Source organism: Vibrio sp. KUL70, from assembly GCF_059725515.1.
Genome location: NZ_AP045834.1, coordinates 1 through 14,219 on the forward strand (window position 1 = coordinate 1; position 14,219 = coordinate 14,219).

Genomic DNA, 14,219 nt, shown 5'->3' on the forward strand with positions numbered 1-14,219 from the left:
TTGCTGGCGATCTGATTTATCAACAGGTAAAATTGCCCGTCATTTCAAATAACTTAAATAGAGTGGGGGCACCGTGTCATCTTCGCTTTGGTTGCAATGTTTGCAACAGCTTCAAGAAGAGCTACCAGCTACAGAATTCAGTATGTGGGTTCGTCCGTTACAAGCGGAGCTCAATGACAATACTCTTACTCTATTTGCACCGAACCGCTTCGTGTTGGATTGGGTGCGTGATAAGTACCTAAATAGCATTAACCGTCTACTGCAAGAGTATTGCGGTAACGATATCCCACATCTTCATTTTGAAGTGGGAAGTAAACCGGTATCGGCGCCTAAGCCTGCAGCCCCTAAGCCAGCGCGCACAGCCGCTGATGTTGCAGCTGAATCTTCGGCTCCGGCACAACTGCAAGCTCGTAAACCTGTTCACAAGACATGGGACGATGAAGAGCCTGCAGCAGAGGTCGACCTTAACCACCGTTCAAACGTGAACCCTAAACACAAGTTCAACAACTTCGTTGAAGGTAAGTCGAACCAACTTGGTTTAGCAGCAGCACGCCAAGTTGCGGATAACCCAGGTGCAGCGTACAACCCACTATTTCTATATGGCGGTACCGGCCTAGGTAAAACTCACCTATTGCACGCGGTAGGTAATGCGATTGTTGATGGTAAGCCGAACGCTAAAGTCGTGTACATGCACTCTGAGCGTTTTGTTCAGGATATGGTTAAAGCCCTGCAGAATAACGCAATTGAAGAGTTCAAACGTTACTACCGTAGTGTTGATGCACTGCTTATCGATGACATCCAATTCTTTGCTAATAAAGAGCGTTCACAGGAAGAGTTTTTCCATACCTTTAATGCGCTACTGGAAGGCAATCAACAGATCATTCTAACTTCAGACCGTTATCCAAAAGAGATCAACGGGGTAGAAGATCGTCTTAAATCTCGATTTGGTTGGGGTCTAACGGTTGCGATCGAGCCGCCTGAACTAGAGACTCGCGTTGCGATCTTGATGAAGAAAGCCGAAGACCACCAGATTCACCTAGCCGATGAAGTGGCATTCTTTATCGCTAAGCGACTGCGCTCAAACGTTCGTGAGCTTGAAGGTGCATTGAACCGTGTCATTGCTAACGCAAACTTCACTGGTCGTCCAATCACCATCGATTTCGTACGTGAAGCACTGCGTGATTTACTGGCACTGCAAGAGAAGCTGGTTACTATCGATAACATTCAGAAGACCGTGGCGGAGTACTACAAGATTAAAGTCGCGGACTTACTGTCTAAGCGTCGTTCTCGCTCGGTTGCGCGCCCACGTCAATTGGCGATGGCACTGGCAAAAGAGCTGACCAACCACAGCTTACCTGAGATTGGTGATGCATTTGGTGGTCGTGACCACACCACGGTTCTGCACGCGTGCCGTAAAATTGCCCAGCTTCGTGAAGAGAGCCACGACATTAAAGAAGACTATTCTAACCTGATCCGTACCCTTTCTTCTTAATACACAGTATTCTTAACCAGAGATAACAGAATATCGGCCGCTCGTTGGATAACGAGCCGCCCTTGATACCTTAAGAGCAAGCTATGAAATTTACCATTGAACGCAGTCACCTGATTAAGCCGTTACAACAAGTCTCTGGCGCACTGGGTGGTCGACCAACCCTACCAATCCTAGGTAACTTACTGATCAAGGTTGAAGATAACGTATTATCAATGACAGCCACCGATCTAGAAGTGGAATTGGTGAGTCGCGTGACACTAGAAGGTGAGTTTGAAGCGGGCAGCATCACGGTACCTTCTCGTAAATTCCTAGATATCTGTCGCGGTTTACCAGATAGCTCGGTGATCACAGTGGTTCTCGACGGCGATCGTGTTCAGGTTCGCTCTGGCCGCAGCCGTTTCTCTTTAGCAACGCTACCGGCGGCTGATTTCCCAAATATTGAAGACTGGAGCAGCGAAGTTGAAGTGTCTGTGACACAAGCAGAACTGCGTGGTCTGATTGAGAAGACACAATTCTCAATGGCGAACCAAGACGTTCGTTACTACCTCAACGGTATGTTGTTTGAGATTGAAGGCTCAATACTGCGCAGCGTGGCAACCGATGGTCACCGTATGGCGGTATCTCAAGCTCAGCTTGGTGGTGATTTCGCACAGAAGCAGATCATTGTGCCGCGTAAAGGTGTTCAAGAGCTCGTTAAGCTATTAGATGCACCCGAGCAGCCGGTAACACTGCAAATTGGTAGCTCAAACGTACGTGCAGAGGTGAACAACTATGTCTTCACTTCTAAGCTTGTTGATGGCCGTTTCCCTGATTATCGCCGCGTAATGCCGCAAAATACCACCAAAACGCTAGAAACTAGCTGTGATGAACTGCGCTCTGCTTTCTCTCGTGCTGCAATTCTATCGAATGAAAAATTCCGTGGCGTGCGTGTGAACCTTGCGGATAGCGAAATGCGCATTACGGCGAACAACCCAGAACAGGAAGAAGCGGAAGAGATGCTAGACGTGAACTACGAAGGCGACGCGCTAGAGATCGGCTTCAACGTAAGCTATGTTCTGGATGTATTGAACACGCTACGCTGTGAACAGGTTCGTGTTTCGATGTCGGATGCCAACGCCAGTGCGCTGATTGAGAACGCACAAGATGACAGCGCGATGTACGTTGTTATGCCAATCCGTCTATAGAGATGGTACCGTCGTTAATGATTAATATGATGACGTTATGCCACTCTCTCGTCTGATCGTTAAGCAGTTTAGAAATATTGAAGCCTGTGACATTCAACCGTCATCAGGCTTTAACTTTCTTATAGGGGCGAACGGCAGCGGTAAAACCAGTGTCCTCGAAGCGATTTATCTGCTCGGACATGGCCGCTCTTTTAAGAGCTCCTTAACCGGTCGCATCATCCAAAATGAGTGCAGTGAGCTGTTTGTTCACGGCCGTTTTTTGACCTCGGATCAATTTGAGCTGCCTATTGGCATTAATAAGCAGCGCGATGGCACAACAGAGGTTAAAATAGGCGGTCAATCTGGACAAAAGCTGGCGCAATTAGCACAAGTCTTGCCTTTGCAGTTGATTCACCCAGAAGGGTTTGATTTACTGACGGATGGGCCGAAACATCGCCGCGCCTTTATTGACTGGGGCGTGTTTCACAGCGAATCTGGTTTTTACGATGCATGGGGGCGAGTGAAGCGTCTTAATAAGCAACGTAACGCGCTGCTCAAAACAGCCACCCATTATCGCGAGCTTAGCTACTGGGATCAGGAGCTGGCGCGATTGGCGGAAAACATCAGCCAGTGGCGAGCAACCTATGTTGAGCAGCTTAAACAGGTCGCAGAAGAGATTTGCGCCACCTTCTTGCCTGAGTTTGAGATAAAGATTAACTACTATCGCGGCTGGGACAAAGATACGCCCTATGCCGAGATACTAGAGAAGAATTTTGAAAGGGATCAGCAGCTTGGTTACACCTTTAGTGGACCAAACAAAGCGGATCTAAAGATAAAAGTGAACGGCACTCCTGTGGAAGATGTCTTGTCACGAGGTCAACTGAAGTTGATGGTGTGCGCACTGCGCGTGGCTCAAGGCCAGCACCTCACCCAGATGACAGGTAAGCAGTGCGTCTACTTAATAGATGACTTCGCTTCCGAATTAGATAGCCAACGCCGAGCACGCCTTGCGGAGTGTTTAAAGGCGACCCAGGCACAAGTTTTTGTAAGCTCTATTACCGCTGATCAGATTGCCGACATGCATGATGAAAATAGCAGGATGTTTCATGTGGAACATGGCAAAATAGAGCAAGGATAATTAGTCAGAGAGTAACTATGTCAGATAATTACGATTCATCGAGTATTAAGGTACTGAAGGGTCTGGATGCGGTACGTAAGCGTCCTGGAATGTACATTGGCGACACGGATGATGGTACCGGTCTGCACCACATGGTCTTCGAGGTGGTAGATAACTCTATTGATGAAGCACTTGCTGGTCACTGTAATGACATCATTGTTACTATTCATGACGATAACTCGGTTTCTGTTCGCGATGACGGCCGTGGTATCCCTACCGAAATGCACCCAGAAGAGCAGGTATCTGCAGCGGAAGTAATCATGACGGTTCTTCACGCGGGTGGTAAGTTCGATGACAACTCATACAAGGTATCGGGTGGTCTGCACGGTGTAGGTGTTTCTGTAGTAAACGCACTGTCGAAGCAGGTTACTCTTACTATCCACCGCGGTGGTCAAATCCATACTCAAACCTACCACCACGGTGAGCCTCAAGCGCCACTAGCTGTGATTGGTGAGACGGACAAAACGGGTACAGAGATCCGTTTCTGGCCAAGTGAAGAGACCTTCTCTAACACAGAATTCCACTACGACATTCTAGCGAAGCGTCTGCGTGAGCTTTCTTTCCTAAACTCAGGCGTATCGATCAAGCTGCGTGATGAGCGTGAAGAAGACAAAGGCGACCACTTCATGTTTGAAGGTGGTATCCAAGCGTTTGTTGAGCACCTAAACACCAACAAAACACCAATCATCCAGAAAATCTTCCACTTCGATAATGAGCGTGATGATGGCATCACTGTCGAAGTCGCGATGCAATGGAATGATGGCTACCAAGAGAACATTTACTGTTTCACCAACAACATTCCTCAACGCGATGGTGGTACTCACCTTGCGGGCTTCCGTGCAGCGCTAACGCGTACACTGAACAGCTTCATGGATAAAGAAGGCTTCTCTAAGAAAGCGAAAACAGCAACTTCAGGTGATGATGCACGTGAAGGTCTAACTGCGGTTATCTCGGTGAAAGTGCCAGATCCGAAGTTCTCAAGCCAAACCAAAGACAAGCTGGTCTCTTCTGAAGTGAAATCTGCGGTTGAGCAGGCGATGGGTGAGAAGCTGTCTGAGTTCCTAATTGAGAACCCAGCGGAAGCGAAAACGGTTTGTACTAAGATCATCGATGCAGCGCGTGCACGTGATGCAGCGCGTAAAGCTCGTGAAATGACTCGTCGTAAAGGCGCGTTAGACCTAGCAGGCCTACCAGGTAAACTGGCTGACTGTCAGGAAAAAGATCCAGCACTCTCTGAACTATACATAGTGGAGGGTGACTCGGCAGGCGGCTCCGCAAAACAAGGCCGTAACCGTAAAAATCAGGCTATCCTACCGCTGAAAGGTAAGATCCTGAACGTTGAAAAAGCGCGTTTCGATAAGATGCTATCTTCACAAGAAGTAGCAACGCTGATCACAGCACTTGGCTGTGGTATCGGTCGCGATGAGTACAACCCAGATAAACTGCGTTACCACAACATCATCATCATGACCGATGCCGACGTCGATGGTTCGCACATTCGTACGCTACTGTTGACCTTCTTCTACCGTCAAATGCCTGAGCTTATCGAGCGCGGCTACGTGTACATCGCTCAGCCACCGCTTTACAAAGTGAAGAAAGGTAAGCAAGAGCAGTACATCAAAGACGAAGACGCAATGAACCAATACCAAGTGGCATTGGCTCTTGATAACGCAGCGCTACACGTAAATGCCGATGCGCCAGCACTGGCAGGTGAATCGCTAGAGAAGCTGGTTCAACAGTACAATTCTGGCATTAAGCTGGTGGAGCGCATGAGCCGTCGTTACCCACACGCACTGATGCACGAGATGATCTACATGCCACGCCTAACGGCAGAGCAGTGTCATGACGAAGCGGCGGTTGAAGCGTGGGGCAAGCAGCTTATTGAGCAACTGAATGCGAAAGAAGTCGGTGCAAGCCAGTACTCACTAGAAGTTGAGAAACACGAAGAGCTAGGTCTAAGCCTGCCTAAAGTTGTTGTTCGTACACACGGTGTCACTCATGAGCACGCATTGAGCGTTGAGCTGTTCAACTCGAAAGAGTACGACAAGCTAGCAAGCCTATCTGAGGCTCTAGATGGTCTAATCGAAGAGGGCGCATACATCAAACGTGGTGAGCGTACTCAAGAGGTGAGCAACTTTGTTGATGCATTGAACTGGTTAGTGAAAGAGTCTCGTCGTGGCCTAAGCCTGCAGCGATACAAAGGTCTAGGTGAGATGAACCCTGATCAGCTTTGGGAAACCACTATGGACCCAGAAACGCGTCGCATGATGCAAGTAACGATCGAAGATGCAGTCGGTGCAGACCAGCTGTTCACTACGCTAATGGGTGACCAAGTTGAGCCGCGTCGTAACTTCATCGAGGAAAACGCACTTAAAGTTGCAAACTTAGACGTTTAGTATCTTTGATACTTCGCTCTTTCGCTTAATTTCTGTGTCAGAGGTGCTCACATACATTCGTATGCTCCGCGCCTCTTCCTTGAACTAAAACGAAATAGCTTCGTCTCAAAAAACTAAATTTTTTAATTGAAAGACTGCCAGAGATGGCGGTCTTTTTTATTGCCGATATTTTAATTATTTTTCAATAATTTGGTTCGTCATCCTCAAGAGGGAGGAACGACCGAGTTGGGGATCTCTAGAAGCGCGTAGAAAATTTTTTAATCCGATCCCTTGAAACTATTTTGCTCAATCCATATATCTAGTTGTGAAGAGGATGGCTGTCTTGCTCAAGAGAGAAGAAACAGATCTTCTGGAACGCTGAATAGGTATCGCTCAGGAGAGGATAACCTTGAAGGCACACAATTGAACTGATTTATTACTACGTCCCAGCGTTATCAGAACCCGAGGAGTAGCGGATAAATCCCTTAGTCGGCAGCAATCAAACACACTATCGATCCGTGCAAACTCACGACTAAGACTATTGCTTACTAAAAGGATAGCATTATGAGAACTGTAGATTTCACTCCACTATACCGCAATGCAATTGGCTTCGATCGTCTATTTAACATGATGGAAGCGAACACATCGAAGAACTCTTCTGGCGGTTACCCTCCATACAATATCGAGCAAAAAGACGAGAACAACTACCGTATTACTATGGCAGTTGCAGGCTTTGCTGAAGAGCAGCTAGACCTAACTCAAAAAGATAACATGCTGATTGTAAAAGGTGAGCGTAAACCAGAAGCAGAAAAAACCTATGTGTATCAAGGTATCGCAGAGCGTGATTTTGAGCGTAAATTCCAACTGGCAGACTACGTAAAAGTGGTAGGTGCGAGCATGGAAAACGGTCTATTACACATTGATCTAGAACGCGAAATCCCAGAAGCGATGCAACCACGTAAGATTGCTATTAATGGTAACAGCCTACTAGAAGGCTAATTACGATTAGCTTTTGAGAGCTAAAATTATCGGGAAATAAGAGTGAAAGAGCACCCAATGAGGTGCTCTTTTTGTATTTGGGCTACGATAAGCTAAAAGCTCTGATTACTGCTCGCTGTAAGCTTTCTCCACTTCCTCTGCAATGATTGCAATACCTTTCTGCATCATCTCATCGTCTTGTACGTAGTTCATACGCAGACATTGGTGAGCATGGTCCCATTCATCTTCTTGACCAATGAAGAAATACTCACCTGGAACAATCAATACCCCGCGAGCTTTTAGACGTTTGTACAGCTCCATGGTTGTAATTGGCAACTTATCAAACCATAGCCACAAGAACATCGCGCCCTCTGGTTTGTGAATGCGGAAGCGCTCGTCGGTGATCGCTTGTTGCAGTAGCTCGACAGCACGCAGAGATTTCTGACGGTAGAACGGCTTGATGGTGTTTTCACTCAACTCAAGCAGGTCGCCTTTCTCAATCATATGATGCGCCAGTGCAGGCCCAATGCTGCCCGGCGCCAAGCTGATGATGCCATTCATATTGGTCATCGCTTGTGTGACTTCTTCACTCGCAATCACGATACCGCAACGCACACCTGGTAAACCAAGCTTAGACAGGCTCATACATAGAATGGTGTTCTCGTTCCAGAACGGTTCTACATCCTCAAAGATGATGTTTGGAAACGGCAAGCCGTAAGCATTATCGATGATCAGTGGAATGTTGTTTTCGCGTGCTAGCTTATCGAGCTTTTGGATCTCTTCATCTGTTAGCACGTTACCGGTTGGGTTGGTTGGACGTGAAGCACAGATAGCTGCTACCGACTCATCCACTTTGAGCTCTTCAAAGTCGACGTGGTACTTGAACATGCGATTATCAAGCATCTCAATTTCTGGGTGGTAAGAGACAAAAATGTCTTCATCAACGCCCGCATCTCCATAGCCGATGTATTCAGGCGCGAGCGGCAGTAGGATTTTCTTATGTGAGCCATCTGGCTGCTTACCTGCAAGCAGGTTGAACAGGTAGAAGAAACCACTCTGGCTACCATTGGTTAGGCTGATGTTCTTTTCGCTGATATTCCAGCCATAGGTCTTTTTAAGTAGAGCGGCTAACGCTTTTACAAAAACATCTTTGCCCTGCGGTCCATCATAGTTGGCGAGGGCGTTGAGAAGGGCTCCACTGGCGAGGAGTTCCTCACTGGCTTGGTGAAAGTAGTCGAGCATGGCAGGAATGGCTGCTGGGTTACCACCACCGAGCATGATGGCACCTGGAGTGCGTAGACCATCATTCAAATCATCCATTAACTGCGTAATACCTGAGTACTGATTAAACTTTTCACCAAATTGAGAGAATTGCATCGCTTGTGTTACCTAATTCATTATGTTCGTTTTAATAGTTTGTGCACCAGATGTTGCTGGTGGTCGAGGGTAATTCTTGAACATACCGCAATGTGTCGGATGAGCAAAGCACGAATGTGGCATCAAACGAAAAAAAGCCAGCGAAATATGCTGGCTTTATCAACAATGGTCATGATTATACTGCTTGGTGCTTATTTAGCCCCTGTATAAACCACAAGCACTTTATCGTCTTTGTATTGGCGCTCGAAGGCGTAGTAGCCCTCTTGGTTACGAATGATGTGTTTACCCTGTGCAACCGATGGGTGGCGCTGACGGAACTGACCTAGCTCTTGCCAGTGCTTCAGTAGCTCTGCACGCTCTCCATTGATTTGTTCCCAAGGCATATCAGAACGTGTGCCCTGCATAGGATCTGATCCCGTTGGACCGAAGTCGCGCGCAATCTCATCTCCATAATAGATCTGAACTGCACCCGGAGATAGCATCAGAGCGTTGGCCGCTTTGGTCTGTTTGCTAAAGTCAGTGCCGTGCTGCGTCCAGAATAGCGAGGTGTCGTGAGACGATAGGTAGCTCAGTACATTGAATTTATCGTCACTGTTGATCTTCTCTGCGTAGCGAAGGTAATCAGCATCGAGGTCAGACAAGCACTTAAGTGCCTTTGGTGCGATATCACTCTGGAACTCAAAGTTGATGATCGAATCAAAGCCGTTAGCGAAATAATCTGATTTCACGACACTGTGCGCCCAGACTTCACCGGTCATCCAAAACGGTAAATCATCCAATGCTTTGTCTGGGTTGTTCTGTTTCCATTCTGCGAGTGCTTGAGTGGTGCTCTCTTTTAGCTCTGCCCAGGCATCAAGTTCGACGTGTTTGGCGGTATCGACGCGGAAACCATCAACGCCATACTCTCTCACCCAGTCTGAAAGCCAAGTGATTAGGTGTTGGCGAGGAGTACGCTGTACATCTTCAGCGCTGGTCTCTTTATTAGCGTAGAAATTAGGATGTCCTGTCAGCTCTGTGGATTCGGTTTTTAGATCTGGCAGGTGCGCAAGTGACATAGTGATGTTGTTGTAGCCAGGTGAATCATAGGCGCCAATATCGCTGCGTAGCCATGCCTTACCCCACCATTTCTCCCACGCTTGTTGGTCACTGTAGGAGATGTAATTATTGAAATAGTGCCAGTTTTGTCCCTCTTTTGGCTGCCAGTCTGTCCAATTTTTACCCAGCGTCTGCTGTGCTTCTTGGTCACTGAGGTTGAGTTTACCGAAATCAAACTCCTGCATGTCGGCGAGGGTTGCGTATCCGGTGTGGTTCATCACCACATCCCAAATCACGCGGATACCTTTACTGTGAGCGGTATCGATGAAGGTTCTAAGCTCGTCTTCGGTACCCATGTTGTTATCGAGCTTGGTCCAATCTTGGTGGTAGTAGCCATGGTAAGCGTAGTGCTTAAAGTCACCACGGTCGCCACCGCCAACCCAGCCATGAATTTGCTCTAGAGGGGATGTAATCCAGATAGCGTTAGCCCCAAGCGATTCGATGTAGTCGAGCTTCTCAGTTAAGCCTGCTAGGTCTCCGCCGTGGAAGGTGCCAATTTCATCTTGGCCATCTTGGCTGCGTCCATAGCTGTTGTCATTGTCTGGGTTGCCGTTGTAAAAGCGGTCGGTCATGACGAAGTAAACCGTGGCATTGTCCCAACTAAACGTCGATTTTTCTGCTGACTCAACCTCTTCAAGCAAAAGGAGCCCTTGGCTTGAAGAGGCTGGTTTCATGCTGATCGTGCCGTTGGTCACTGTCGCTTGTTGGCCAGAGAGTGCGTCACGTAGCAAGGTGCCATCTGCAAAGGTCTTAGTGACATTGACGGTGGTCGGTGAGTCGCTTGGCACCGGACATGTGAAGCTCTGAACCTTCTTCTGTTTCGGTTTTACCTTAACTGTTAGCTCATTGGATTGTGGGTTGAGGGTAAATTGGTAAGTATTGGCCCTGAATACCTTGATATCTATCTGAGACTCTTCCGCGCAGTCGTCTACACGCAGAGGCTTGTTAAATTTCACTCGGCTCTCTTCTGCCAAGGCGTAGCTTGTGCCACAGGTTTGCGCGGCGTCGCTGATGGAAAAGGTGTGTGTGCCTTTGCTAAGCTCGTGCTCGGCAATCAATGTACCTTGTCCTGTTGATTGAAAGGGCAGCGCCTGATCATCAATGGTCAACAGTAGTGGATTGTCGCTGGTTTGGCTGCATGCGCTGAGTGCAAGAATTGAGAGCGCGAGAGTGGTCTTCTTCATTGTATCCTTCCCCGAATAAGACTCTCGTTATATCAAAGGTTGGGATCTACATTCTGAGGACTAATACAATCGAGTTGTGGCTATTACCTCTACAAATAAATACCGGGTTCACAAAAACAAAAAGGGAAGCACGCGCTTCCCTTTGGGTATTTACCTTTTGTTGCTCAGAGCATCGCTTTGAACAGCTTTCTCACTCGTACTTATTTTTGCAGTAGAGAGATGTCAGCAATCTGTAGGAACAGGTTACGTAGGTTGTTCAATAGCGTTAGACGGTTCTTCTTAAGCGCTTCGTCATCAGCCATAACCATTACGTTATCGAAGAACGCATCAACAGGCTCACGTAGAGCTGCTAGCTTGCTTAGGGCTTCTTGGTAGTTACCTGTCGCGAATGCTGGCTCTAGTGCTTCCGTCATTACTGCAACGTTTTCAGCCAGTGCTTTCTCAGCGTCTTCTTGAAGAAGGGCTAGATCGATGTCTGCCGCTAGCTCACCATCGAACTTCGCAAGGATGTTACCTACACGTTTGTTCGCTGCTGCTAGAGCTTCTGCTGCTTCTAGTTCACGGAAGTGAGAAACCGCTTTAACTCGTTGGTCAAAGTCAGTTGGCTTAGTTGGACGATTCGCCAGTACCGCTTGGATGATGTCGACGCTGAAGCCTGCATCTTGGTACCATGCGCGGAAACGACCTAGCATGAAGTCGATAACGTCAGCTTCTACGTTTTCGTTAGTTAGCTTGTCGCCTAGTAGTTCTTTCGCTTTTGCGATCAGATCTGTTAGGTCTAGGTTGTAGCCATTTTCAACGATGATACGTAGTACACCTAGTGATGCACGACGCAGAGCGAATGGGTCAGAACCTTTTGGAGCTTGGCCAATACCGAAGATACCTACGATAGTGTCTAGCTTGTCTGCCATTGCGACTGCAGAAGATATACCTGTGCTTGGTAGATCATCACCTGCGAAACGAGGCATGTACTGCTCGTAAAGCGCTAATGCAACTTGCTCGTCTTCACCATCGTGAGTCGCGTAGTGCATGCCCATAACACCTTGAGTATCCGTGAATTCGAATACCATTGATGTCATTAGGTCACATTTCGCTAGTAGACCTGCGCGCTTAGATTTCTCAATGTCAGCATCGATCTGCTCAGCGATGTAGCCAGCAAGTTCTGTGATGCGGTCTGTTTTGTCTTTGATAGTACCAAGCTGTTTCTGGAAGATAGCTTGCTCTAGCTCAGGTAGGCGGTCGATAAGAGGGCGTTTACGGTCAGTGTTAAAGAAGAATTCTGCATCCGCTAGACGTGGACGTACAACCTTCTCGTTACCTTCGATAACGTGGCGAGGCTCTTTAGACTCGATGTTCGATACGAAGATGAAGTTAGGCAGTAGCTTCTTGTTATCGTCATAAACAGGGAAGTATTTTTGGTCACCCTTCATGGTGTAAACCAATGCTTCAGAAGGCACTTTTAGGAACTCTTCTTCAAACTTCGCTGTTAGTACTACTGGCCACTCAACCAGAGACGTTACTTCTTCTACTAGGTCATCTTCTAGATCAGCTGTACCACCAACCGCTGCTGCTGCTTTTTGCGAATCAGCAAGGATGATCGCTTTACGCGCTTCGTAATCTGCCATTACTTTACCGCGCTCTTCTAGGATCGCTGGGTATTGCTCTGCAGAATCGATAGTAAACTCTTGTTCACCCATGAAGCGGTGACCACGGATAGTGCGGTCAGATGCTACGCCTAGGATCTCGCCTTCGATAAGGTCAGAACCCATTAGCATAGTTAGTGTTTTAACTGGACGAATAAACTGAGTCGTCTTGTTGCCCCAACGCATTGGCTTCGCGATTGGTAGGTTACCTAGTGCTTTTGCTGCTAGGTCAACAACGATTTCAGACGTTGCTTGGCCTTTTACTTCTTGTTTGAAAAGAAGCCATTCGCCTTTGTCTGTTACTAGACGGTCAGCTTGTTCAACCGTGATGCCGTTACCACGAGCCCAGCCTTGAGCGGCTTTAGTTGCGTTGCCGTCAGCATCGAATGCGACAGAAACTGCAGGACCACGTTTTTCAACGACTTTGTCTTCTTGGCCTTCAGCCAGTGCTGCGACTTTAAGAGCAAGACGACGAGGTGCTGCGTACCATTTCACGCCTTCGTGCGCTAGGTTGGCGCCTTTCAGCTCAGCTTCGAAGTTGGCTGCGAATGCTTCTGCCAGAGTGCGAAGTTGCGTTGGTGGTAGCTCTTCAGTACCCAGTTCAATTAGAAATTCTTTAGCCATAATTACTTCTCCTCTTCCTTACGGCACATTGGGAAGCCTAGCGCTTCACGTGATGCGTAGTACGCCTCTGCAACAGACTTAGTCAGGTTGCGGATGCGAAGGATGTAACGTTGGCGCTCTGTAACAGAGATAGCTTTGCGCGCATCAAGGATGTTGAATGCGTGGCCAGCTTTTAGAATGCGCTCGTAAGCTGGAAGCGGCAGTGGCTTCTCAAGCTCAAGTAGCTCTTTACACTCTTTCTCGCACTGGTCGAAGAAAGTGAATAGGAAGTCTACGTCAGCATGCTCGAAGTTGTACGTTGATTGCTCAACTTCGTTTTGGTGGAAGATGTCACCGTAAGTTACCTTGCTGCCGTCTGGTGCGATGTTCCACACTAGGTCATAAACAGAGTCAACTTCTTGGATGTACATAGCTAGACGTTCGATACCGTAAGTGATCTCACCAGTAACCGGCTTACACTCAAGGCCACCAACTTGCTGGAAGTAAGTAAACTGAGTGACTTCCATACCGTTTAGCCATACTTCCCAACCAAGACCCCATGCGCCTAGCGTTGGGTTTTCCCAGTTGTCTTCTACGAAACGAATGTCGTGTACTAGCGGGTCGATACCAAGAACTTCAAGTGAGCCTAGGTACAACTCCTGAATGTTGTCTGGAGATGGTTTTAGAGCTACTTGGAACTGATAGTAGTGCTGCAGACGGTTCGGGTTTTCACCGTAGCGACCATCGGTCGGACGACGTGAAGGTTGAACGTATGCCGTAGACATTGGCTCTGGGCCAAGTGCACGTAGACATGTCATTGGGTGAGAGGTGCCAGCACCTACTTCCATATCTAGAGGTTGAACAATGGTACAACCGTTTTGTGCCCAGTAATCCTGCAGCGCGAGGATCATTCCCTGGAAGGTTTTGATATCGAATTTTTGCATAGTCAGGTTCGCGCGATTCTTATAAATGATTTGAAAAATAACAATCAAGTATACCCAGATATTTGCCCAGCGAGTAGCGTTAATCTTGTTTAATTAATAGCCTTAAATCCCTTTTAATGGATTTTTTACCCTTTAATCTTCTTTTTTCGACTTAACGGGAATTTTTAGTCACTTTTCAGCTTGTTTTA

The 14,219-nt window shown here is 47.6% G+C and carries 9 protein-coding genes; 5 read left to right on the forward strand and 4 right to left on the reverse strand.

Going from position 1 to position 14,219, the window contains the following annotated elements; translation table 11 throughout:
• The first annotated feature begins 73 nt into the window (after positions 1–73).
• The 5 genes from dnaA (at position 74) to AC6I7V_RS00025 (ending at position 7,206) form a co-directional block, all read left to right on the forward strand.
• Entirely contained in the window at positions 74–1,492 is a 1,419-nt protein-coding gene (gene dnaA, locus AC6I7V_RS00005) for a chromosomal replication initiator protein DnaA (RefSeq protein ID WP_032548623.1), read from the forward strand.
• An 83-nt stretch (positions 1,493–1,575) separates the two neighbouring features.
• A complete protein-coding gene (gene dnaN, locus AC6I7V_RS00010) occupies positions 1,576–2,676 on the forward strand; it encodes a DNA polymerase III subunit beta (RefSeq protein ID WP_255229552.1) in 1,101 nt (366 codons plus the stop codon).
• Positions 2,677–2,713: 37 nt separating this feature from the next.
• Positions 2,714–3,793: a DNA replication/repair protein RecF gene (gene recF, locus AC6I7V_RS00015; RefSeq protein WP_032548620.1), complete on the forward strand. Its 1,080-nt coding sequence runs from the start codon at positions 2,714–2,716 to the stop codon at positions 3,791–3,793.
• 17 nt (positions 3,794–3,810) lie between these two features.
• A complete protein-coding gene (gene gyrB / locus AC6I7V_RS00020) occupies positions 3,811–6,228 on the forward strand; it encodes a DNA topoisomerase (ATP-hydrolyzing) subunit B (RefSeq protein WP_261882316.1) in 2,418 nt (805 codons plus the stop codon).
• A 543-nt stretch (positions 6,229–6,771) separates the two neighbouring features.
• Positions 6,772–7,206 carry an Hsp20 family protein gene (locus AC6I7V_RS00025; RefSeq protein WP_120119637.1) on the forward strand — a complete coding sequence of 145 codons (435 nt, stop codon included), beginning with the start codon at positions 6,772–6,774 and terminating at the stop codon, positions 7,204–7,206.
• A 105-nt stretch (positions 7,207–7,311) separates the two neighbouring features.
• Here AC6I7V_RS00025 and AC6I7V_RS00030 read toward each other — a convergent pair whose 3' ends face one another.
• From AC6I7V_RS00030 to glyQ, 4 genes are all read right to left on the reverse strand, one after another.
• The gene (locus tag AC6I7V_RS00030; RefSeq protein WP_498011072.1) at positions 7,312–8,562 is read right to left on the reverse strand and encodes a valine--pyruvate transaminase; all 1,251 of its coding nucleotides are present in this window, start codon (positions 8,560–8,562) and stop codon (positions 7,312–7,314) included.
• Between the two features lie 191 nt (positions 8,563–8,753).
• Positions 8,754–10,841, reverse strand: coding sequence for an alpha-amylase (locus AC6I7V_RS00035; protein ID WP_498011073.1), 2,088 nt, complete (start codon positions 10,839–10,841; stop codon positions 8,754–8,756).
• Between the two features lie 200 nt (positions 10,842–11,041).
• Complete coding sequence (glyS, locus tag AC6I7V_RS00040) at positions 11,042–13,108, reverse strand: glycine--tRNA ligase subunit beta (RefSeq protein WP_498011074.1); 2,067 nt, start codon at positions 13,106–13,108, stop codon at positions 11,042–11,044.
• Positions 13,109–13,110: 2 nt separating this feature from the next.
• Positions 13,111–14,031 (reverse strand): glycine--tRNA ligase subunit alpha, encoded by a 921-nt coding sequence (gene glyQ, locus AC6I7V_RS00045; RefSeq protein WP_255229546.1) that lies wholly within the window; start codon positions 14,029–14,031, stop codon positions 13,111–13,113.
• Positions 14,032–14,219: the final 188 nt, after the last annotated feature.

Bases quoted from the DNA above. Each gene is read 5' to 3' on its own strand.
- dnaN (WP_255229552.1), top strand. From the start codon at position 1,576: ATGAAATTTACCATTGAACGCAGTCACCTGATTAAGCCGTTACAACAA.
- recF (WP_032548620.1), top strand. From the start codon at position 2,714: ATGCCACTCTCTCGTCTGATCGTTAAGCAGTTTAGAAATATTGAAGCC.
- gyrB (WP_261882316.1), top strand. From the start codon at position 3,811: ATGTCAGATAATTACGATTCATCGAGTATTAAGGTACTGAAGGGTCTG.
- AC6I7V_RS00025 (WP_120119637.1), top strand. From the start codon at position 6,772: ATGAGAACTGTAGATTTCACTCCACTATACCGCAATGCAATTGGCTTC.
- AC6I7V_RS00030 (WP_498011072.1), bottom strand. From the start codon at position 8,562: ATGCAATTCTCTCAATTTGGTGAAAAGTTTAATCAGTACTCAGGTATT.
- AC6I7V_RS00035 (WP_498011073.1), bottom strand. From the start codon at position 10,841: ATGAAGAAGACCACTCTCGCGCTCTCAATTCTTGCACTCAGCGCATGC.
- glyS (WP_498011074.1), bottom strand. From the start codon at position 13,108: ATGGCTAAAGAATTTCTAATTGAACTGGGTACTGAAGAGCTACCACCA.
- glyQ (WP_255229546.1), bottom strand. From the start codon at position 14,031: ATGCAAAAATTCGATATCAAAACCTTCCAGGGAATGATCCTCGCGCTG.